The sequence below is a fragment of the Alicyclobacillus sp. CIJ1 genome (genome assembly GCF_057538885.1).
Map to the genome: position 1 here is coordinate 41134 of NZ_BAAJPH010000143.1, position 22192 is coordinate 63325.

The following is a 22192-nucleotide window of genomic DNA, read 5'->3' on the forward strand; positions in this document are numbered from 1 at the left end:
TCGGCATGATCGATATCAGGACCGAAGCACAGGTCGAGGCGCGGACCGTGCAAGTCGAGATCGACGGCAAGGAAGTCACGGTGGAACAAGGCGCGTCTGTGCTCGACGCCATCCTGTCCACGGGGCAGGAACATCCGCATGTCTGTTATCATCCGGCCCTCGGCCCCATTGAGACGTGCGACACCTGTATTGTCGAGATCGACGGCAAGCTGATGCGCGCTTGTTCGACACCTGTCGAGGACGGAATGGTGGTTCGAACCAAATCCGTCGCCGCGCGGTACGCCCGCAAAGAGGCGATGGATCGCATTTTGAAGAACCACGAACTGTATTGCACCGTGTGCGACAACAACAACGGCAACTGCGTGCTGCACAACACGGTGATGCAGATGGGCGTGGAACATCAGGCGTACCCGTTCACGCCCAAGCCGTACGAGGTCGACATGTCGAACCCGTTCTATCGGTACGATCCGCAGCAGTGCATCCTTTGCGGCCGCTGCGTCGAGGCGTGTCAAAACCTGCAGGTGAGCGAGGTTCTCTCCATCGCGTGGGACCGCGAGGTGCCGCGGGTCATCTGGGACAACGACGTGCCCATCAACGAGTCGTCGTGTGTGTCATGTGGCCACTGCGTGACCGTCTGTCCGACCAACGCGCTCATGGAAAAATCCATGCTTGGGGAAGCGGGTTTCCTCACGGGCATTGAAAAGCCCACTCTCGAGAAGATGATCGACATCACCAAAAAGGTCGAGCCCGGTTACTCGTCCATCTTCGTCGTCTCCGAGATAGAGCACGAGATGCGCGAGGCGCGCATTCGGAAGACGAAGACGGTCTGCACGTATTGCGGCGTGGGCTGCGCGTTCGACGTATGGACAAAGGATCGGCATATTTTGAAGGTCGAGCCGCAGATGGAGGCGCCGGTCAACCAGATCTCCACGTGCGTCAAGGGGAAGTTCGGCTGGGACTTTGTGAACAGCCCGGATCGCCTGACCAAGCCGTTGGTGCGCAAGGGCGATCGGTTCGTGGAAGTGACCTGGGACGAGGCGCTCGACGTGATCGAACGGCGCATCAAGGAGATCCAGGCGAAGTACGGGTACGACGCGGTGGCGTTCATCTCGTCGTCCAAGACGACCAACGAAGAAAACTACTTGATGCAGAAGCTCGCGCGCGCCGTCATGCACACGAACAACATCGACAACTGCTCGCGCTACTGTCAGTCGCCTGCGACCGAAGCGCTGCGGCGGACCATGGGGCTCGGCGGCGACACCGGGTCCATCAAGGACCTCGAGTTGGCCGATCTCGTCCTCATCGTCGGTGCGAACCCTGCCGAGGCGCATCCTGTGTTGTCGACGCGCCTCCGCCGTGCGCAGAAGAAGCGCGGCCAGAAGCACATCGTGGCCGACGTGCGGCGCAACATCATGGCCACACGCGCCGACCTCTTCATTCAGCCGCGCCAAGGCACGGATTTGGTGTGGCTGTCCGCGGTGACGAAGTACATCATCGACCAGGGCCGGCACGACGAGGCGTTCTTGCGGGATCGGGTGAATGGCTTCGACGAGTACGTCCGGTCACTTGAGAAGTTCACGTTAGATTACGCGAGCGAGGTCTGCGGCCTTCGCAAAGAGGAACTCATTCGCGTGGCTGAGATGATCATGGAGGCAGAGCGCGTCGCCGTCTGCTGGGCCATGGGCGTGACGCAGCACCGCGGCGGCAGCGACACGTCGACCGCCATCTGCAACTTGCTCTTGGTAACGGGAAACGTGGCGCGTCCTGGTACCGGCGCGTATCCGCTGCGCGGTCACAACAACGTGCAGGGAGCGGGCGACATGGGCTGTGCGCCTCCGTTCCTGCCTGGGTACGAGCGAGTGGACAACGAAGAACAGCGGCGGAAGTGGGAGAAACTCTGGGGCGTCGAACTGCCGACCACGCCAGGCCTCAACAACCACCAGATGGTGGACGCCATTCACGAAGGCAAGCTCAAGGCGATGTATTTGTGCGGCGAAGACATGGCCGTGGTCGACTCCAATGCCAACTATGTGGAGGACGCCTTTCGGAAACTCGAGTTCTTCGTGGTTCAGGACGTCTTCCTTTCCAAAACCGCGCAGTTTGCCGATGTGGTCCTTCCGGCCTGCCCGAGCTTGGAGAAGGAGGGAACCTTCACGAACACCGAGCGCCGCATCCAGCGCCTGTACAAGGTCCTGGATCCGCTCGGCGATTCCAAGCCGGATTGGGAGATCATTCAGATGGTGGCCAACCGGTTTGGCGCCAACTGGAACTACACATCTCCGCGGGAGATCTTTGAGGAAATGGCGAGCGCGGCCGATTTGTTCCGCGGGGCGTCGTATGACCGCCTCGAAGGCTATCGGAGTCTGCAGTGGCCCGTGCTTCCGGACGGCACCGATACGCCGCTCCTGTACACAGACGGCTTCGCATTCCCAGACAAAAAGGCCCGGCTGTATCCTGTCGACTGGACACCGCCCATCGAAGTCGGCGAGGAATACGATCTCGAATTGAACAATGGGCGGTTGCTCGAGCACTTCCACGAGGGCAATATGACAAGCCGCGTGCCCGGGATCCACGAGAAGGTGCCGGAGACCTTCGTCGAAATTTCGCCGGAGCTCGCAAAGGAGCGCGGCGTGCAGGACGGTGCGCTGGTGCGCCTTGTCTCCCCGTACGGCAGCATCAAGGTGCGCGTGGCCGTGACGGATCGCGTGTCCGGAAAACACGTGTACGTCCCGCTCTTGTCCCATGCGGACGAGGAGGCGGTGAACCGCCTGACATCGAGCGATCACGACACCGCCACCTATACGCCTGCCTATAAGGAGATGCGCGTGCGCATGGAGGTCATCCAATCGTGCGGTGAACCGCCCATCAAGCGAGGGAACTTCCGCTTGGGCAAACCGAACCCACAGCCCGGTGTGAATGTCGAGCAAAAGTGGGCGCGCAAAGACTATGTGCCGTTGGTGACGGATCGCGCGATCGTGAAGGAGGGTTGAGCCGTGGCGGAACCGATTCGGGTCATTCAGCGCCGGGAGGAGACGCTCGAGGAGCGGCGCCAACGCGTCCTCGAGCGCCTGGCGGACGAGGTGGTGCACGACGAGCAGGCGGCGGAGCGTTTGATTCGACTCGTGGCGCTGGCCGAGGAGAAAGGGCTTTTGCCGATGCTCACTGCGCTTCTTGAACGCGGAGACCGGATTCTGGCGCACGTCGTGGATCTGCTGGCTCGCGATGAGTACACCTCTGCGCTGCAGAACGCCATCGGCTTGGCTCAGGCGCTCGGGAAATTTGATCCAAGTCTGCTAGCCAGGCTCGTGGACGCTGTCGCAGGTGGGCTCGCGGACGCAAAAGAGGCGACATCCGCTGACGGGAAGCCGCTCGGCGTGTTCGAACTGCTTGCGCTGCTGAAGGATCCGAATGTATCGTATGCGCTGAGGTTCCTTCTGCGCTTTTTGTCCGGCATGGGCAAGGCTCTTCAGTCGCAAGGCTCCTCAGACTGAAGGCGCAATTTCTCGGGAAATGTCGAACCAAAATGGGCCGCGGTCAGAAGCCGCGGCCTTGCTTGTGTTGTCATATCTCCAGCCATTGTCGATACCGCTTGAAGAGGGTTACAGGACCTCCTAGATGCATTAAATATTTCATCTTCGATCCGTCCTTGAGCACCAGCGCGGTGGCGCCGGTCGCGTGATGCTTGCCGATCTCAGCCACGCCGTACCTGGGTCCAAGCGAAGCCACCATGCCGTGATCGTGGTAGACAAATGGCAACGGAGGGCGCCCCTGTGCTCTTCGCACGAGATTCGCACCGAGGTGATGGCCCATCTGTTCAGCCACCTGCCCGGTGGGCGGCAGGACGTTGCCGCGAGCGTCGGTGAAGCGCGCGCAATCCCCAATGACGTACACGTCGGCCAAACCCCTGGCCATCAGGAACTCGTCCACGTCCACTCGGTTTCGTGCGTCCACCGGAAGCCCCGCTTCCTTCAACAGGGCGGGTGCTTCGACGCCGCCCGTCCAGACGAGCGTGCCGGCTTCGAGCTTTCGGCCCGACGCGAGCAGATACGCCTGCGGCTCGGCTCCGGCCACGCGCTCGTTGAGAATCAACTCCACGCCGCGTTCAACGAGCTTGGTCTGAGCCACAGCTCGGAGTTGGTGGTCCACGTCGGGAAGAATCTCGGCGTGCGCGTGGATCAAACCTAGGCGTAGCTCCGAAACGGGCAGTCCGAGCTCGCGCACGCGCTTCGGCAACCAGTCCGCCCATTCGCCCATGAGTTCGACCCCTGTCAGGCCGCCGCCTGCCACGAGCACCCTGAGGTGGATGGGGTCTCCCGTTTGTTGGCACCGCTCGAGTTCTCGTTCCACATGGTGATGGAGTTCCATCGCGGCGCGCAACGAATCCAGCCGGAACGTGTGCTCCGCCACGCCCGGAAGTCCGAAGGTGGCCGTGCGGCTCCCGAGCGCCACAATCAGCGTGTCGTATGCCAGCGTGGCGCCGTCGGTTTCGACGAGCTTGTCCGAAAGCCGCAGGTTCTTGACTTCAGCGATGACGATCTCGCTCGTCTTTCGATGAAACAGGTCTTCCAGCGATAGCGCGTACGTATGCGGGTCATGTCGCGCCCCAGCGACTTCGTGTAGAAGCGTCTTGAACGTGTGGTACGGCTCGCGATTCACAAGTGTAAACGGAATGCCATGCCGATCCAGTTCCAGCGCTGCGGCGAGGCCACCGTATCCCGCCCCTAGAATCACAATTCCACCCAAATGCACTCTCTCCTCTCGCTCTGATGATACACGAATCGAGAGAAGAGAGGAGCCGAGGAGACTCGACGGCGCTGTCGCCTCTTAAAAAATGGAGCCACGCTTGCGCGCGGCTCCGGATGGGCCTCAATTCGTATAGGCGCCGTACGGAACGAGGAGGATGAACAGCACGAAGATGATGAGAAACACGACAGCCCAGCGGGTGTAACCACCGAAGACACCGTACATCGTCTCAGCACCTCCTTGTCGTTCGATGGTTCACTGTATGTACGCGGGCGCGACATTGGGTGGACGGATGCCCGGATCGGAGGCGTATAATGGACAAGCAAGGATCTCTTTGGAGGAGGGCGAATTTTCGTGGCATTGACCTTCATGCAGATGGTGCAAAAGGCCAAGGAGAACGTGCCAGGGCTGACTGCCGCTGAGGCGAAGAAACGGCTGGAAGAAGACCCGAACACCCTCGTCATCGACGTGCAGGACGCGGCGGACGCGGGCGCATGCGGGCTCATCCCGTCGAGCGTCAACATCTCGCTCGGGATGCTTCCGATTCGCGCTGATCTGGAGCTTCCGAAGGAACTGCGCGATGAGCGCCTCGCGGATCGCAATCGGCCCATCATCACCACGTGTGGAGCGGGCGGACAGGCGGCTCTGGCGGCGTACGTGCTGAAACTCATGGGTTTCACGAACGTGGCATACATCGAAGGCGGGACGGCTGCGTGGAAGCAAGCTGGCTATGAGGTCGTACACTGATGTACAAGAAGGGTTCGTAAAAGAGAAAGCGCCCCATTTGGGCGCTTTCTGCCTTAAAAGGTGTCGGGATCGGGTCCGAAGCGATGGTTCTGGTTGAGCGCGCTGATGCGTCGCATGTCTTCATCGGACAGCGAGAAGTCGAACAGGTCCGCGTTTTCGAAGATGCGCTCTCTGCGAACCGATTTGGGGATGGTCACCACCTCGTTCTGCAGATCCCAGCGAAGCACAATTTGGGCGGGCGTCTTGTGGTACTTCTGCGCCAGCTCCTGCAGGACCGGGAGATCGAGATTCCCCCGCATAATGGGACTCCACGCTTCCAGCTGGATGTGATGCTCCCGGCAGAACTGCCTCAGGGGTTCCTGGGTCAACAGAGGGTGATATTCCACCTGGTTGACCGCCGGGACGACGTTGCCGTGCGCGAGGATATCCTCGAGATGATGAATCTGAAAATTGCTTACCCCGATGGCTCTAGCAAGTTTCTCGTCGTAGATGCGCTCGAGTGCACGCCAGGTCTCGCGATACTTCCCGCTCACCGGCCAGTGGACCAGATACAGATCCACGTAGTCGAAGCCGAGGCGCTTGAGGCTCGCTTCGAATGCACGAAGCGTCTGGTCGTAACCTTGATCGGTATTCCAAACCTTGGTTGTGACAAAGACCTCACTGCGGGGTAGTCCCGATTCACGGACAGCTTTCCCAACGCTCTCCTCATTGGCGTAAAAAGCCGCGGTGTCGATATGGCGGTAGCCGGCTTCGAAGGCGAAGCGGATGGCCTGTTCGACTTCGGCACCTGCCTGTGCCTTGTAGACGCCAAGCCCGAGCCACGGCATCTTGACTCCGTTGTTCAGGGTGACGGTGTCCTGCACGTGTTGTGCGACCATTGCGGTGCAGCCTCCCTCTCGCAATTGGTATCCGAGTGCCAAACACGATTATACCGCAAGCGCGAAGCGGTGACCGTTCATGGGCTGGTGCCATACAATGCTCCAACACGCATCAGGTTGGAGGTTTCACGATGGCACTGACCGCCTCGCACTGGCTGTATCTCGCTGTCGTCGCGTTGGTCGTCCTCGGCATGGCCATGCGCCGAGGGGTGATTCCGATTTGCGTGCTTGGCACATTCGCTATCGGATTGGTGTACACGCACAGCTGGGTCAAAGGGCTGCAGGTCGTCTACAACGCCAATCTGGCGAGTGCGAACAATCTGCTGAGCATCATGGTGATCATTGGGGTTCTCATTGCACTGCTTCGCCTCATGGAAAAGACAGGGGCTGATCAGCTAATCCTCCGCCCCTTCCGACGCGCGGTCAAGACGCCGGGGGTAGCTTTTTGGGGGCTCGGCCTGGTCAAGGGAGCTGTCTCCCTCTTCGTCTGGCCCACTCCTGCCACCATGATGGTGGCGCCGCTCATGACGCCCATCGCGCTTCGAGCCGGCCTACCTCTGGTAGGTGCCGCCATGGCCATGAATCTGTTCGGACACGGCATTGCGCTGTCAGGAGACTTTGTCATTCAAGGTGCCCCGAAGCTCACGAGTTCAGGAGCAGGCGTGTCCGTCTCCAGCGTTCTTGTCGCGAGCATTCCGCTCGTCATCGCGACGGGTGTGGTCAGCACGGCGATAGGGTACCTGCTCCTGAGGCGCGACATGGCGAAAGGCCGCCTTGTCGCGGAGGCTCCTCCGGTTGACATGGGGCAGACAAAAGCCGGATTGAGCGCCTGGATTGCAGCGATCCTCGTGCCCATGTCGTTTCTCTCGACGATTCTGGTCACGGTCCTCCTACCCCTGCGAGGAGGAGACGCGACTGCGCTGATGGGCGGCGTGGCACTTCTCCTGCTACTGGTGGTCTCCTTTGTGGAATACCGGGGTGCGGCCGCGTTCCACGTGATGTCGTGTTTGCAGGACGGCTTCACATTCTCCGTACGGGTCTTTGCACCCGTCATTCCGATTGCTGGATTTTTCCTCATGGGATCGCCAGAGGTGTCACCCGAGATCCTCGGGCCTGGCGCACCTGGGTTTCTCTTCGATCTCGGACGTGCCCTCATCCACCACGTACCTCTGTCCGTCGCTCCTGTGGCCATCATGATTGTGCTGGTCGGCGTGATTGCAGGCCTTGATGGGTCTGGGTTTTCTGGACTCGTGCTCGTGGGTACGCTCGCCCAGGCGCTCGGTCAGCCCATCGGCGCGAACGTCGCGATGCTTGCAGCGCTGGGACAGATGGGCTCCGTGTGGAGCGGAGGAGGAACATTAGTGCCGTGGGGCGTGTTGGATATCGCCGGCGTCACCGGTTGCGACCCCGAACTCTTGACGCGGCGCAATTTTCTACCGGTCATGTGTGGCCTGGCAGCAGCTACGGGTCTCGCCATCGCGCTTGCGTAGCCGGGATCTTTTGTGTTCACCAGGGGTACATTTTACGTTCGAGTCGGTCTGGACATTTCCTAAGATTCCGTTCATATTGAAACATAGCATCCCTTCGATGGGTCTTAGATAGAGATTTCAGGGAGTGGCGAGGAGATGAACGAATGAACTACGTGTATTTGCTTGATACCACGCTGCGCGACGGTACCCAGGGCGAGGGCGTCAGCCTGACGGTCGCCGACAAGCTCAAGATTGCAGAAAAGTTGGACGATCTCGGCGTCGCCTACATCGAAGGCGGTTTTCCGGGAGCAAATCCGAAGGATGAGGAGTTTTTCCGAGCCGCGAAGTCGCTTCACCTCAAGCACGCGAAGCTCACGGCATTTGGCTCGACACGCCGTCCTGGCGTCCGCGTCGAGGATGACGCGGGTGTGCGGGCCGTGCTGGACGCTTCGACGCCCGTCGTCGCGATCGTCGGGAAGGCCTGGGATTTTCACGTCACGGAGGCCCTCCGCATCGATCTCGACGAAAACCTCGCGATGATCCGGGATACCGTGCGTTACTTGAAACAGCACGGCCGCGAGGTCATCTTCGACGCGGAGCACTTTTTCGACGGATTCAAGCGAAACCGAGCGTATGCGCTCGCGACCGTTCGGGCGGCGTGGGAGGCCGGCGTGGACTGGGTGGCGCTTTGCGACACCAACGGCGGGAGCATGCCGCATGAGATCCACGAGGTGGTGGCCCAAGTCATTCAGGAAGTGCCGGTTCAAGTCGGCATTCACACGCATAACGACTGCGAACTAGCGGTGGCCAACAGCCTCGCCGCGGTTCAGGCGGGTGCCCGGATGGTGCACGGAACCATCAACGGCATCGGGGAACGCTGCGGGAATGCCAATTTGGCCTCCGTGATTCCGAACCTTGAGCTGAAGCTCGGGTATCCGTGCCTGCCTTCCCGCGACCACCTGCGGCTGTTGACGCCGGTGGCCCGGTTTGTTGGGGAAGTCTGCAATCTCGTGGCGCACAGTTACCAGCCATTCGTCGGACACAGCGCATTCGCCCATAAGGGCGGCATCCACGTGAGCGCCATCCAGCGAGATCCCGAGACGTATGAGCACATTCCACCGGAAGTCGTCGGCAACGAGCGCCGTGTGCTCCTGTCCGAGTTGTCGGGCGTCTCGAACGTCTTGGCGCAGGCGCAGGCGTTCGGCATTCCCACGGAGGGACGCGAGACCGAGCTCAGGCGTTTGCTTGACCGCATCAAGCAGATGGAGCACATGGGGTATCAGTTCGAAGGTGCCGAGGCGTCGCAGGAACTTTTGTTTCGTAGGGCCCTCAACGATTTCAGACCGCCTTTTCAAGTCCTTGCTGTGCGCGTGGATACCGACGTGCAACGCCAAGGCGAGGCGACATCTCAGGCCATCATCAAGCTCGAGGTGGACGGGGAGATCGTCCACACCGTGTCCGAGGGCAACGGCCCGGTCAATGCGCTTGACGCGGTGCTGCGCAAAGCGCTCGCCCCCTATCGTCCCGAGATCCGCCGCATGCATCTCACGGACTACAAGGTCCGCGTGTTGGACGAAAAGGATGCGACGGCGGCGAGAGTGCGCGTGCTGATAGAGTCGACGGACGGCGATCACGTCTGGCGGACCGTGGGCGTATCGGAGAACGTCATCGCGGCGAGCTGGGAGGCGCTCGTCGACAGCATCCAGTACTACCTGGCGCTCGTGGTACCGAGCCAGGCCCTGGTCGAGACTTGAAACGATTGGATGAAAGCGCGACAATGGAAGGCGAACATCGACGCGACGCGGAGCGCCGAAGCCCAAGCCCTGGCTCGGCGCTTCAGCTCTGAGTGGGGGGTTGCCGGTGGAAGCATCGGGTGCAGAGCGCGCCAGGGACCGACGTGGACGCCCAGTGTCCTGGCAACGGACGCTTTGGACGATGTGCGCCGTGCAAGCCATCATGATGATGGCCTTTTCGAGTATGAACCCGTTTCTGGCGCTTTTCATCGGTCAGCTAGGCGTCCACAACCCGCGCGCCGTGGATCTCTGGGCTGGGGCCGTGGCAAGTGCCAACTTCCTCATGTCGGCCATCATGTCCCCCGTGTGGGGATCCGTCGCGGATAAGCGCGGCAAGAAGCTCATGGTGATGCGGACTACCCTTGCCATTGCCATTGCCACCAGTCTGATGGGATTGTCCCGGAACGTGTATGAGCTTCTTGTCATCCGCATGTTGCAGGGGGCGTTCAGCGGGTTTTCGGCGTCTGCCAACGCGCTCGTCGCGAGCACGATTCCGGAGGAGCGGCTGGGATTCGCACTGGGATGGCTTTCGACATTCGCCATGGTCGGGAGCCTCGTCGGCCCCCTTTTGGGCGGCGTGCTCGTCGACGCATTTGACCATAACTATCGCATGGTGTTCTATCTCACGGCGGCGTTCGCCACCACTGCGTTCCTCTTGACCTGGACAATGATTCGAGAGCCGAAAACATCGTCTGGCGAATCGAATGGCATGGGCCGGCGCATGGGGCTCATTGCCCAGTTCAAGGCTGTGCGCGACCTCCGCAGCGTTCAGGTGATGTTTTTCGTCCTCTTTGCCGCTCAGTTCTCGGTCATGAGCGTACAACCGGTTCTTCCGCTGTACATCCGGGAGCTCCTTGGACGGGATCCTCAGCTGTTCGGCGTGATCGGCACGCTTTCCGGTGCATGCTTCGCCGTGACAGGCATCGCGGATCTGATCTTCTCTCCGTTTCTCGGCAAGCGAAGCGACCGGATCGGTTACCGCAAGGTGTTGTCGATCTCGCTGGTCGGCGCCGCACTGTGCTACATTCCGCAGGCCCTCGCGCCGAACGTGTGGGTGTTTATGCTTGGACGGTTCCTGCTTGGGGCGTTTATCGGCGGCATCTTGCCCACCGCGAACGCGCTCGTGGGCCGCATGACGCCCAAGGAGATGCGAGGGCGCGTCTATGGACTCACGGCCAGTTCCACCTTCCTCGGCAGCTTTGCCGGTCCCCTCATCGGGGGAGCTGTGTCTGCTGGATTTGGGATTCGCGTCATGTTGGCGGCGGTGATCTTGCTCTACTTGGCCAACTTTGCGTGGGTGCGCTTGAGAGTCTGTGAGTGGCGAGAAGGCGAGGGCGGGCATTCGGCGGATAACGGGCCGTGATGCCGGGAAACCTGGAGAGGAAAACAATGGATTGCCCTGAAATCTGTAGCACAGGACGAGGAGGATGGCGGTGAATCGAGCGAACGGTCAGCCGGAGGCGCTTCGCCTTCCGCACGACGCAGCTTCTCGCCGCGCGATGGAAAAGTCGTACGAAGACGAGAGCCCTTTCGAGTTGCGGAACGAGCTCCTGGCGCTCGCGCGGCGTCACGACGAGAAGCGAGCCCGGGCGATGCTCGATGCGGGGCGCGGCAACCCCAACTGGATTGCGGCTGCCCCACGCGACGCGTTTTGGTGTATTGGCCAGTTCGCGCTGGAAGAGGCGAGGCGCGTCTGGCAGGAGGGCGATCTCGCCGGTATGCCGCATCCAGACGGGATCGCCCGACGGTTTGACGATTTCGTGCAGCGCTACGCAGAAACGCCTGGCTGTCAAGTGCTCCTCGAGTGCCTGGATGTGGCCGCACAGCGCGGCCTCGACCGCGAAGAACTCCTGTACGAACTTGTGGACGGCGCCATAGGCGATAACTATCCCACGCCTGATCGCATGCTGCCGTATGTGGAGCGCGTCCTCGCCCACTATCTCAGCGAGGAGATCTGCGGAGGCCGTGTTCAACCGGCCGACTTGCAGCTGTTTGCCACGGAGGGCGCGACGGCCGCGATGTGTTACGTGTTCGATTCGCTCGCGGCGAACGAGCTGTTGTCACCTGGCGCGAAGGTCGCCGTGATGGTGCCCACCTTTCCGCCGTACGTGGAGATCCCTGCGCTTGACAGGTACCGGTTTGACGTGATCGAAATCCGGGCTACCGGTCGCAATCCAGGGGGCGAACCCACTTGGCAGTATCCCCCGGACGAGCTCCGCAAGCTCGCGGATCCATCCGTGCAGGCACTGTTTCTCGTCCATCCATCCAATCCCCCGTCCGTTGCCCTCAGCTACGAGACGCGCGAGACGTTCGTCGATATCGTCCGCCGGCACAACCCCGATCTCATGATCATCACGGACGACGTGTATGGCACATTCGTCGAAGGTTTTCGATCGCTCGCCGCGGAACTCCCCGAAAACACGCTGCTCGTGTACTCCTTGTCAAAGCACTTCGGCGTGACAGGCTGGAGGCTGGGCGTCGTCGCGCTGCACCGCCAAAACGTGTTTGACAAGCGCCTTCAGCGACTGCCCGCTCAAGCGCGTGCTCGCCTCGGCGCGCGGTATCGGATCCTTTCGCGCGAGCCCGACGGGCTTCCCTTCATCGACCGGATGGTGGCCGACAGCCGTCAAGTCGCGCTCAACCACACTGCGGGGCTGTCGACGCCTCAGCAGGTACAGATGGCGCTCTTCGCGCTCTACGCCTTGACCGACCGCGGTCAGCGGTACAAGGCTCAGGTACGCGCTATCTGCCACAGGCGGATGGCACGCCTGTACCAGGCGCTTGGGGTCGAGATGCCCCACATTCCTCTCTGGGCCGAGTACTACACCGAGATCGATCTCGTCGCGCTCGCGCGGAGGCGGTACGGGGACAAGTTTGTCGAATATCTGCAGGCCCAGTACGAGCCGGTCGACATCCTCTTTCGCCTGGCTGAGTCGTCGGGCATTGTCTTGTTGAACGGCGGTGGCTTTCATGCGCCCGCGTGGTCCGTGCGCGTGTCGCTTGCGAATCTGCCGGACGACGCCTACGACACCCTCGGACGCGAACTCGTCTCGGCGCTCGACGCGTACGCGGAGGAATGGAGGCGCGGCGGGGGCGAGGCATGACGGCGCGCGCTCGATGTGTTCCGCATGGCACATGCCTGTTCGCATCCCCACACGCCATAAATTTTTAACGACAAACTCTTGCGATTAGGTTCGTCTAACTTGTAGAATACCTCCTAGAAAGTTGACTCCGGAAGTCAAGTATGCGGCGCCGCGGATCTAGGAGGATGTTGAGATGTCCATCGCATGGCGGAATATTGGGTGGAAGAAGGCGCTCGTGTGGGCATGTGCTGCTGTCGTGATTGCCGCGCTGGTCTGGCAGGGCGTGACGGCTGGCGGCAACCCGGATCCCACGAGCCATAACATCGGGCGAGGAGCGGCCATCGTCGATACGGGCATCCTCGTCTTTCGAGAGGGGTTGGAGACCATCTTGGTGCTCTCCGCCATCACGGCGAGCCTGATGCGGACCGGCCAAGGGTACTGGCGCCCCATCTCGGCCGGCGCAGGCCTCGCGTTTGCGGCGACACTGCTCACGTGGTTTGTCGTCGTGGGCATCATTGCTCTCGTGGGTCAGACGGCGCCTGAACTGTCCATTCAGGCGGCCACCGGGCTCTTGGCGATCATCGTCCTGCTCATCGTCATGAATTGGTTCTTCCACCGGATCTATTGGACTGGCTGGATCAGCTTCCACAACCGAAAAAAGAAGGAGATTATCGATCAAGCGGAGCGGGGCGCACAGGCGAGATCGCTCGCGTACCGAGGCCTTGTGGTGTTGGGCTTTACCTCGGTGTACCGCGAAGGGTTTGAAGTGGTGTTGTTCCTGCAGAACACGCGAATGCAACTGGGCTCGGGCGTGGTGGTGATTGGCGCCGGCATTGGCCTCGCGCTGACGCTCATGGTGGCCGTGCTCACGTTCTTCGCCCACCGAAAGCTGCCCTACAAGCGCATGCTGGTGCTGACGGGCGTCATGCTCGGGGTGGTGCTTCTCGTGATGGTGGGCGAACAGGTGCAGGAGATGCAGCTCGCGGGCTGGCTGCCATCTACGCCGCTCAACCTCGGTCTACCGGACTGGGCGGGGCTCTGGTTCTCCTTGTTCAACAATTTGCAGAGCATCGTCGCCCAGGCCCTGGCGGCCGTCATCGTCCTCGGCTCTTATTTCGGCGCCCAGTACCTCCGCGTCTGGCGCCCGCGCCGCGAAGCTGCTCGCGAGGCGCAGGCGCTCTCCGAATGAGCTCAAGCCCCGGCGGCTTCGCCCAAGCCAGCACTCACGTCCAGCGCGTGGGTGCTTTTTTTTCGTGCAACCCCGCTTTGCCGAGCCGCCTCCGACGGGCTCCTTATGTTACCATGAGTTCAGAGAGAGCTAGGAGGGAGAGGCCATGTCCATTCGCTTTGCGTTTTTTGATATCGACGGCACGCTCATCGACGATCGGCGCCAGCTTTCGCCTCGCGTTGAGGAGGCCATCGCAGCGCTGAGGAGGCGAGGTGTCGAGACGGCCATCGCCACGGGGCGGGCGCCGGACCAACTTCGGCCCATCGCCGAGCGTCTCGGATTTGATTCGTACGTGTGCTGCAACGGCGCTCTCGCCGTGTATCGCGGCGAAAAGGTGCTCGCGGCGCCTGTGCCGCGCGACGTAGTGGCCTCGTTCGTCGAACTCGCTGAATCCAGCGGCTTTCCCGTCGTGGTCGCCGGAGGCGAGGCGTGCTACGCCAATCGCCGCCATGACCCCGAAATCCGTGAGGCATACCGGTTCCTGGGCTTGCCGAGCGAGCCCGTCTACGATCCCGACGCGTGGAAGCGGGAAGATGTCTATCAACTCTATCTCTTCTGCAAGCCGGGCCAGGAGGTTCCGTTTGTCGAAGCGTATCGCGATGCGCTTCGGTTCATACGGCCCCATCGCTTTTATCTGGATGTGTTTCCCGCAGGCGTGTCCAAAGCGACCGGTGTCGAGGCCATCTTGCGCCGCGCCGGCTGCAGCAAGGACGAGGCCGTGGCGTTTGGCGACAGTGAGAACGACGTCGAGATGCTGACGTACGTGGGCATGGGCGTCGCCATGGGAAATGCCGCCGAGTCGGCGAAACGCGCGGCCAAGCGGATCACGGGCTCCGTGGACGAGGGCGGCATCTTCGCCGCACTTGTCGATCTCGGCCTCATCGAAGGGCAGCCGGTGTCGTGATGGCCTCCGTCTCGGTCACCGCTGAACGACCACGATGGCCGTGGCGAGCGGGCGCTTGGGCGGCGTGAGATAACGCCCCTCATACCACAGTCCCACCGAGGAGCCCCCGTCCAGGTTCATCGCATCCCACAGGCCGAGCGCCTTGGCGATGGACGCCTCCTGCCACACGTTGGCCTCGTGGATCGTCAAAAAGACAAGGTGGCCCGCGCGGTCTGTCCCGACGACGGAGCGAAGGGTCTCCGCGTTCAGGATGTCGGGTGCGTTGAGTCCTTCAACGGACGGTTCGACGTCCACTCGCCCGTTTTGCAGGAGCATCGGGCCAGCGCCGATGGCGTTGGGATATCCGGAAAACGGCACCGGCTTGTCGCTCGGCAGCGCGAGCACGGTATCGGTCAATGTGGCCGGATCGCCGACGTGGACGCGCATGGCGATAGGCGTCTTCGCCTCGCCGGCCCCGAGCTCAATATCGTAGCCGTTGGACGGGATGGGGGTGATGCCTGCGTGAATCGCCGTCACTCTGCCGCCGACGACTTGCGCCACGAGGGCGCTCGGATCGCGCGTTTCGGGGCCGAAGTACGGGGTCAGTACGTCAACCCGCATGGGATTCGTGCTCGTCCGATTCAGGTACCAGGGCCACATCGCCGAAATGGAGCTTGACGGATCGTCCACGTCGAGGGACAGCGCTTCTGCCGCGCGCAGCATCGTGGTCTGGCCGTTAGGGCCGAAGCCAAGCAGCGTGCCGCGGGCGTTGAACACAAACGCGCCGTTGAGCTCGAGGGCACCGGCGGGAAAGTTGTCGCCGCCGGCGTCGAAAAACGTGCCGTTGATAGCTGCAATGGCGTGATTTTGCGCTGCGATCTCGGCGAGCGACGCGGTCGTGCCCAGCCGGTTGTTGGCGATGGCGGGCATCGCTTCGACGCCCGGCGCGCGGAGATTGATCACCAACTCCTGCACGGCCTGACCATTCACCGTGAGTGTGTGCGCCGAGATGGCGTTTGGCGAAGGCGCGGCATGGACGCTCACGGCGGGAATCGCCGCCCTCGTTGCATACGGCAGAGCATTGACGTGCAGTGGAACCAAACGTCATTCTCCTTTCGTGTTCTGGCGGGCCGTGCATGGATTTGGAACGCATGGCGCATCTTGACCCAAAAGGGGCGTGGTCAAAGATGAAGGTGAGAAGCCTCTGCGCGTGGGGATGCGCGTTCACGGCGTCGCTCGCGCTCGGCGCCGGCTGTGGCGCGGCCAAGCAATCAGGGACGCCCGGCACGCCGCGTCAGGCCGACCGCTTGCCGCAGGCGAGCACGTCGAAGTCTGGGGTCCAGAACCATCACATCTTGGTGGAACCCCTGCCTCAGGGCGTGAGGACCACGGCCGACCTGTACCATTGGCTTCTCGATCAGCGACTCGCGCAAATGGACAATCCAGCCCAGGGCGAAATCTGCCTCGATCCGTCGTGTCAAGTCGCGGCTACCGTGTTTTCCGGGCCGGCAAAAGGAAACGGTGGGGCGCTTGTCGCGTTGGTGGCCTTTCAGCCCAGGCCGGGTTGGCATGTCGTTTTGGGCCCGCTGCCGCAGGCGGACGATCCGCCGCGACAAGCGGAATCCCTCAACGCGCACCTCCGCAACTATCCGCGGGCGCAAGGCGTGTGCGTCGTGAGCGCAGGCGAGATCGACTGGTATTGGATCGAGGCAGGGCACCTACAGATCATGCGCCAGCCGAAGCTCTAACGAGGTCTGCGGCTGGCTTGTTGCTTCTTGTGACTAGACCCGCTTGTCTGCGAGCTGGACGAACTCGTCGAGATCGCGCAGGGCGAAGTCGATGGCGTTCTGCCAGAAGTCGGGCTTCGTCAAATCGGCGCCGATGTGCTTTTGCGCCAGGTCCTCGACGCGCATCCGGCCCGTATCGCGGAGCAGTTCGACGTACCGGCGGGAGAAGGTCTTGCCCTCCGCGGCCGCGATGGCGTGAATGCCGGAGGCAAACAGAAATCCAAACGTGTATGGGAAGTTGTAAAATGGCGTCCCAGTGATGTAGAAGTGGAGCTTTGACGCCCAAAAGTGCGGATGGTACCGCCGAAGCGATCCGCGGTACGCCTCCTGTTGTGCCTCCACCATGAGCTGGTTCAGCCGTTCGGTGGGCACGTAACCGCGCTTGCGCTCCTCGTAAAATCTCGTCTCGAACAGGAAGCGGGCGTAAATGTTCATCAACATCGCAGCAGCGCGCTGCAGCTTGTCGTTCAACAGTTCAAGCCGTTCGGCTTCGTCAGAAGCGGTTCGAATCGCAGCGTCGGAGACGATGGCCTCCGCGAACGTCGAGGCCGTTTCCGCGACGTTCATCGCATACAGCGTCGCGAGGTAAGGGAGATCGCGCATCACGTGGTGATGATACGCGTGACCAATCTCGTGTGCGAGTGTCGCGACGTTGCCAGGCGTCCCCGAGAAGGTGACGAAGATCCGCGATTCGCCATGCAAAGGGAAGCTCGTACAGAATCCGCCTGGGCGCTTGCCTGGACGGTCTTCGGCCTCGATCCACTTTCGCTCGAAACAAGCGTCGGCAAACGCAGCCATCTCCGGGCTGAACGCGGCGAACTGATCCACGATGAACCTCCGCGCCTCATCGTACGAGATGGCCTGATGATGCGCGCCGGCCTGAAGTGGCGCGTCCATGTCGGCGAATGACAGTTTTTCCACCCCAAGCAGCCGGGCCTTCGCGGCAAAGTAGGGGAGGAGGCGTTCCTGATTGCGCGTCACGGCGTCCCACATGGCCTCCAGTGTATCTCGGGACATTCGGTTCATCTCGAGCGGCTCTTCTAAGACCGAGTGCCAGCCGCGCGCCTCGTACACCTGCAGCCGAAAGCCGGCTAGGTGATTCAGCGCATCGGCGCAGAGGTCAGCTTCGCGGGCCCAGCACGATTCCCACACATCGAAGAGCTGGTCGCGATGGCGCTGGGCCGCTTGGGTCATCCGGTTCGAGAGCTGGCCCATCGAGACCGTCTCCCGGCACCCCTCCATTTCGATGTCTGCAGCCATACGCCCGACAATCGTGTCATACAGCTCTCCCCACGCAACGTACCCGTCGGCCGACAGTCGTGCAATGAGCCGCTCCTGTTCCGCGGGCAATCGCCGCTTGGACCGCTCGATCCGCTCCTCAATCGCAAACGCGAGAGGCTTCAGCTCTGAATCGTCCCATACTGCTTGGATGCTGCTTTCTCCGGCCTGCCGAAGCCGCTCATCCAACAGCGCCAGCGCGCTCGTGAGCGTGGACCGAATCCGGTTGACGCGCGTCTGCAGCTTCTTCGCCTCCGCGTCGTGCACGTTCTGGGCCGTCAGGCAGGACACGAACGCGCCCGCTTGCCGAAGATGTTTGCTCAGATCCTGCATGGTGAGGACCATGGCCTTGAGCCCCATGTCGGGACTTTGCATGGCGCCTGGTGTGTTCTGCAGCACCATCGAGAAGGATGTGACATTGGTCTCCAAGTCGTCGAGAAAGTTTCGAAACGCAGGCGAATGGCTTCCCCCTGCGTACAGGGACTCGAGATCCCACCGCTGTTGTTCGCTCACGCGATCGCCTCCCATGACGAATTATACCGCTTGCTCCACCACATGAGCTTGCTTCCAGAGGCTCTCCTTTTGCATGTGCGCGTTCACCTCACGGCATGGACGATCTCGCCTCAATGCGCCACAATGGGCGGAGAGGCCATGAACGGGGAGGGGAGAGTCGGCGATGCAGCGCTGCAAGTGGGCGGGATCGAGAGAACTGTACGTGCGGTATCACGACGAGGAATGGGGCGTGCCCCAGTTTGACGATCGCGTCCTTTTCGAATTCCTGACGCTCGAAGCCGCGCAGGCGGGGCTGCAGTGGTATTTGATTTTGTCGCGCAGGGAAGCGTATCGACAGGCGTTCGCGGATTTTCAACCGGAGGTGGTGGCACGCTACGGGGAGGAGGATGTGGCACGCCTGTTGGCGCCCAACTCAGGGATCATTCGCAACCGGGCGAAGGTGGAAGCGGCGATTCACAATGCGCGGGTTTTTCTGGAGGTTCAGGATGCGCACGGTTCGTTTGCGCGCTGGTTGTGGCGATTCGTGGACGGCAAACCCGAAGTCCACGCCTTCGCGCGTGAAGAGGATGTGCCCGCCACGACCCCGCTCGCTGAGCGCGTGAGCCGAGAAATGCGTTCGCTCGGCTTCCGATTCGTGGGGCCCGTCATGGTCTATGCGTATCTGCAGGCTGTCGGCGTCGTCCTGGACCACGTCGTCGCGTGCTTCCGGTACGAGCCGCTCCGCGCCCTGGCGGAGTCCTTGAGTCATGACGTCCGGTGACGCGGCGAGGTTTCGGGGACTCCCGTCCACGGCAACGTTTGACCAGCGGCCCACAAAAATGGTACTATAAAAATGCAAGTAAGTACCTTGGGGGGTATTCCAATGGCCACAATGACGTTGACAGACGCCAATTTCCAACAGGCGATTCAAGGCGATAAACCCGTGCTGGTGGATTTCTGGGCGGCTTGGTGCGGTCCTTGCCGCATGATGGCGCCGGTGCTCGAGGAGTTCGCTGAGGCGCACGCCGACAAGGTGACCGTTGCGAAGCTGAACGTCGACGAGAACCCGGAGACCACCAGCCAGTTCGGCATCATGAGTATTCCGACGCTCATCCTGTTCAAGGGCGGCCGCCCTGTGAAACAGCTCATCGGGTATCAGCCGAAGGAGCAGCTTGAGGCGCAGCTCGCGGACGTCCTGCAGTGAAGGAGCGGCGGATCCGATGACATCCGAGGCGCAGCAGGACGCCGGCCTTGAACGGGCCACTTTCGCCGGCGGATGCTTCTGGTGCATGGTCAAGCCTTTCGACACGTGGCCGGGGGTCGTGTCCGTGGTCTCCGGCTACACCGGCGGCCATGTGCCGAATCCGACTTACGAACAGGTGTGTTCCGGGACCACGGGCCACATGGAAGCCGTCCAGATCACGTATGATCCCCGCCAGATTACGTATCAGCAACTGCTGGACATCTTCTGGCGCCAGATCGATCCGACCGATCCCGGCGGGCAGTTCTACGATCGCGGCCCGTCTTACAAGACGGCAATCTTCTATCATACCGAAGAGCAACGCCGCCTGGCTGAGGCGTCGAAGGCCGCGTTGGAAGCGTCGGGCCGATTTCAGAAGCCAATTGTCACGGAGATTCGCCCTGCGGGGCCGTTCTACCCGGCGGAGGAGTACCACCAGGATTTCTATCGAAAACAACCGCTCCACTACGAGCGATATCGGCGCGCGTCAGGCCGAGATGCGTTTATTGCCGCGCACTGGGGGCGGGAATGACCCGCTCCGCGGCCTCGGCGCCTCGGGAGAGCACTGTCAAAAAGGCGCGATGGCCTTGCCAGACCGTGTGCACGGGGACGTGAAAAATGCGGGACAGCACGTCGTCCGTGAGCACGGCCTTTTTGTCTCCGCAGGCTGCGACGCGCCCGGCGTCGAGCGCGAGCACGTGCGTAATGGCGGGAATTATCTCGTCGATGTGGTGGGTGACGTACAGAAGTGCCGGCGCATCCGGGGCCTTTGCCATCGCGTTCAACGAGGTCAATAGCTCTTCCCGCGCACGCACGTCGAGTGCAGTACACGGCTCGTCGAGGATGAGGAGCGAAGGTTTGGCCATGAGTGCGCGCGAGATGAGGACGCGCTGTTTTTCACCTTGGGAAAGCGAGTGAAACGAGCTGTCGGCGAGGTGCTCAATCCCAAACTGGCGGGCCAGCGCGCGCGCCCGTTCCCAATGAGCTTGCGTCGGCCTTTCCCACAAGCCGATGGAGGAAAAGGCTCCGCTTGCGATCACGTCAAGTGCGGTGTCTGTTCCGGCGTCCTGTTCCACGCGCTGCAGGAGGGCGTAGCTGACCCAGCCGATGTTCCGCCGGACTTCGCGGATGTCCACGCGTCCGTACGGGCGTCCAAGCACCGAGACCCGTCCTCGTGTGGGCCATTGATAGCCCGTGATGATTTGAAGGAGCGAGGTCTTGCCGGAGCCGTTTAAGCCGACCAGACCCCAGTGTTCCCCTTCGCGAATTTCAAACGACACATCGTCCAGAATGGTCCGTCCATTTCGAATCCACGTCACGTTCGAAACGGAGAGAATCGCCACGTTTTCCGCCCCCTTGCTGTCCCTTTATCGTAACACAAAACCGGCCGCAGACGTAGCTGCGACCGGTTCAGGGGCAATTCCCGCCTTAGGCCCTCACTGTGCCTTCGCGGCTTGGATCTCGAGCTCGATGTTCACCTCGTCGCTCACGAGCACGCCGCCGGTCTCAAGCACGGCATTCCAAGTGAGGCCAAAGTCCTTGCGGTTGATCTTGGCCTGCGCCGTAAAGCCAGCCACTTCTTGGCCCCAGGGGTTTTTGCCCATGCCTTCGTACGTCACGTGAAAGGTGACAGGCTTGGTGACGTCACGGATGGTGAGATCCCCCGTCATGTCGTACGTATTGGGGCCGGTCTTGACGATCTTGGTGGCCTTGAACGTCATGTGGGGATACTTCTCAACGTCGAAGAAGTCGGCGCCGCGGAGATGGTTGTCCCGGTTTTCGTCGCGCGTGTCAATGCTGGCGACGTCGACCGTGAAGTCGATCTCGGCCGTCGTCAGATCTTCTGGATCGGCGATGACGGTCGCCGAGAACTTCTTGAAATGACCGCGCACCGTCGTGAACATCATGTGCTTCACGCTGAAGCCGATCGTGCTGTGAGCCGGATCTACATTCCAAGCGACTTTTGCCATAGGTCAACCTCCCGACAGATCGATGTGCACTCATGGCTGAGTGCTTCTGCCTGCTCTTATTATTCATCAGTGATGAAAAAATGATAAGTAGGAACATCGAAGTGCTTTGGTATACTTGAAGTAACCTACCTATAGCGAAAGGCAGGCGTTCATTTCGATGTCGTCCGGCCATTCCGCAGAGTCGCCCTGTTCGGCTGTCTCCACGCTTCAAGTGCTAAGTGGGAAATGGAAGTGGCTCATTCTGTACCACCTGTTTCAACACCCTTCGCTGAGATTCTCCGAGCTCATGCGCCGCATTCCCGGCATCACGCAGCGCGTCCTCACCAAGCAGTTGCGCGAACTGGAAGAAGAGGGAATCGTCGAGCGGACCGTGTACCCCGAGGTGCCCCCGCGCGTGGAGTACGCTATCACGCCATACGGGCAATCCCTGCGCCCCATCCTTGACCTCATGCATGCGTGGGGACTCGAGCACTTGCGCCGGAAGGCGGAGCGAGCCCACCAAGAGCCCAAGCTGTAAGCAAGACACCTCATGGTGGTCCTTGGCAGGCCCGCCTGGCGAGACGTGGAGGGCGGATTCCCGAGGGGAACCGGAAAACGATGG

Annotated in this window: 20 protein-coding genes; 14 read left to right on the plus strand and 6 right to left on the minus strand. The window is 61.5% G+C overall.

Going from position 1 to position 22192, the window contains the following annotated elements:
• Positions 1–5 precede the first annotated feature (5 nt).
• The gene (gene fdhF, locus AC27E8_RS13210; RefSeq protein ID WP_487099748.1) at positions 6–2990 is read left to right on the plus strand and encodes a formate dehydrogenase subunit alpha; all 2985 of its coding nucleotides are present in this window, start codon (positions 6–8) and stop codon (positions 2988–2990) included.
• A gap of 3 nt (positions 2991–2993) precedes the next feature.
• A complete protein-coding gene (locus AC27E8_RS13215) occupies positions 2994–3491 on the plus strand; it encodes a helical membrane plugin domain-containing protein (protein ID WP_487099749.1) in 498 nt (165 codons plus the stop codon).
• Between the two features lie 70 nt (positions 3492–3561).
• Here the strand turns inward: AC27E8_RS13215 and AC27E8_RS13220 are convergent, their stop codons facing one another.
• On the minus strand, positions 3562–4749 hold the full coding sequence (locus AC27E8_RS13220) for an NAD(P)/FAD-dependent oxidoreductase (protein ID WP_487099750.1): 1188 nt from the start codon (positions 4747–4749) through the stop codon (positions 3562–3564).
• Between the two features lie 348 nt (positions 4750–5097).
• On the opposite strand from AC27E8_RS13220, the gene AC27E8_RS13225 reads away from it, so the two are divergent.
• A complete protein-coding gene (locus AC27E8_RS13225) occupies positions 5098–5490 on the plus strand; it encodes a rhodanese-like domain-containing protein (protein WP_367305702.1) in 393 nt (130 codons plus the stop codon).
• 53 nt (positions 5491–5543) lie between these two features.
• Here the strand turns inward: AC27E8_RS13225 and AC27E8_RS13230 are convergent, their stop codons facing one another.
• Entirely contained in the window at positions 5544–6368 is an 825-nt protein-coding gene (locus AC27E8_RS13230; protein WP_487099751.1) for an aldo/keto reductase, read from the minus strand.
• 131 nt (positions 6369–6499) lie between these two features.
• Between AC27E8_RS13230 and AC27E8_RS13235 the strand changes: the two genes are divergently transcribed.
• From AC27E8_RS13235 to AC27E8_RS13260, 6 genes are all read left to right on the plus strand, one after another.
• A complete protein-coding gene (locus AC27E8_RS13235; protein ID WP_487099752.1) occupies positions 6500–7858 on the plus strand; it encodes a hypothetical protein in 1359 nt (452 codons plus the stop codon).
• Between the two features lie 143 nt (positions 7859–8001).
• Positions 8002–9591 (plus strand): citramalate synthase, encoded by a 1590-nt coding sequence (cimA, locus tag AC27E8_RS13240; protein WP_487099753.1) that lies wholly within the window; start codon positions 8002–8004, stop codon positions 9589–9591.
• Positions 9592–9697: 106 nt separating this feature from the next.
• The gene (locus AC27E8_RS13245) at positions 9698–10993 is read left to right on the plus strand and encodes an MFS transporter (protein WP_487099754.1); all 1296 of its coding nucleotides are present in this window, start codon (positions 9698–9700) and stop codon (positions 10991–10993) included.
• 64 nt (positions 10994–11057) lie between these two features.
• Entirely contained in the window at positions 11058–12734 is a 1677-nt protein-coding gene (locus tag AC27E8_RS13250; protein WP_487099755.1) for a bifunctional aspartate transaminase/aspartate 4-decarboxylase, read from the plus strand.
• Between the two features lie 172 nt (positions 12735–12906).
• Complete coding sequence (locus AC27E8_RS13255; RefSeq protein WP_014463715.1) at positions 12907–13902, plus strand: FTR1 family iron permease; 996 nt, start codon at positions 12907–12909, stop codon at positions 13900–13902.
• A gap of 145 nt (positions 13903–14047) precedes the next feature.
• Positions 14048–14845: an HAD family hydrolase gene (locus AC27E8_RS13260; protein WP_487099756.1), complete on the plus strand. Its 798-nt coding sequence runs from the start codon at positions 14048–14050 to the stop codon at positions 14843–14845.
• Between the two features lie 15 nt (positions 14846–14860).
• Here AC27E8_RS13260 and AC27E8_RS13265 read toward each other — a convergent pair whose 3' ends face one another.
• On the minus strand, positions 14861–15925 hold the full coding sequence (locus AC27E8_RS13265) for a phosphodiester glycosidase family protein (protein ID WP_487099758.1): 1065 nt from the start codon (positions 15923–15925) through the stop codon (positions 14861–14863).
• Positions 15926–16011: 86 nt separating this feature from the next.
• Here AC27E8_RS13265 and AC27E8_RS13270 point away from each other — a divergent pair, with 86 nt between their 5' ends.
• Entirely contained in the window at positions 16012–16572 is a 561-nt protein-coding gene (locus AC27E8_RS13270; protein WP_487099759.1) for a hypothetical protein, read from the plus strand.
• 33 nt (positions 16573–16605) lie between these two features.
• Here the strand turns inward: AC27E8_RS13270 and AC27E8_RS13275 are convergent, their stop codons facing one another.
• Positions 16606–18417 carry a M3 family oligoendopeptidase gene (locus AC27E8_RS13275; protein WP_487099760.1) on the minus strand — a complete coding sequence of 604 codons (1812 nt, stop codon included), beginning with the start codon at positions 18415–18417 and terminating at the stop codon, positions 16606–16608.
• A 148-nt stretch (positions 18418–18565) separates the two neighbouring features.
• On the opposite strand from AC27E8_RS13275, the gene AC27E8_RS13280 reads away from it, so the two are divergent.
• The 3 genes from AC27E8_RS13280 (at position 18566) to msrA (ending at position 20153) form a co-directional block, all read left to right on the plus strand.
• A complete protein-coding gene (locus AC27E8_RS13280; RefSeq protein ID WP_487099761.1) occupies positions 18566–19162 on the plus strand; it encodes a DNA-3-methyladenine glycosylase I in 597 nt (198 codons plus the stop codon).
• A 102-nt stretch (positions 19163–19264) separates the two neighbouring features.
• On the plus strand, positions 19265–19585 hold the full coding sequence (gene trxA, locus AC27E8_RS13285; protein ID WP_012810252.1) for a thioredoxin: 321 nt from the start codon (positions 19265–19267) through the stop codon (positions 19583–19585).
• A 16-nt stretch (positions 19586–19601) separates the two neighbouring features.
• Positions 19602–20153 (plus strand): peptide-methionine (S)-S-oxide reductase MsrA, encoded by a 552-nt coding sequence (gene msrA / locus AC27E8_RS13290; RefSeq protein WP_487099762.1) that lies wholly within the window; start codon positions 19602–19604, stop codon positions 20151–20153.
• Here msrA and AC27E8_RS13295 read toward each other — a convergent pair.
• Both AC27E8_RS13295 and AC27E8_RS13300 read right to left on the minus strand, forming a co-directional pair.
• Positions 20125–20964 (minus strand): ABC transporter ATP-binding protein, encoded by an 840-nt coding sequence (locus AC27E8_RS13295; protein WP_487099763.1) that lies wholly within the window; start codon positions 20962–20964, stop codon positions 20125–20127. The two genes, msrA and AC27E8_RS13295, sit on opposite strands and share 29 nt — an antisense overlap.
• A gap of 93 nt (positions 20965–21057) precedes the next feature.
• Positions 21058–21591: a YceI family protein gene (locus AC27E8_RS13300; protein ID WP_487099764.1), complete on the minus strand. Its 534-nt coding sequence runs from the start codon at positions 21589–21591 to the stop codon at positions 21058–21060.
• A 157-nt stretch (positions 21592–21748) separates the two neighbouring features.
• On the opposite strand from AC27E8_RS13300, the gene AC27E8_RS13305 reads away from it, so the two are divergent.
• On the plus strand, positions 21749–22108 hold the full coding sequence (locus AC27E8_RS13305) for a winged helix-turn-helix transcriptional regulator (protein WP_041695009.1): 360 nt from the start codon (positions 21749–21751) through the stop codon (positions 22106–22108).
• Positions 22109–22192: the final 84 nt, after the last annotated feature.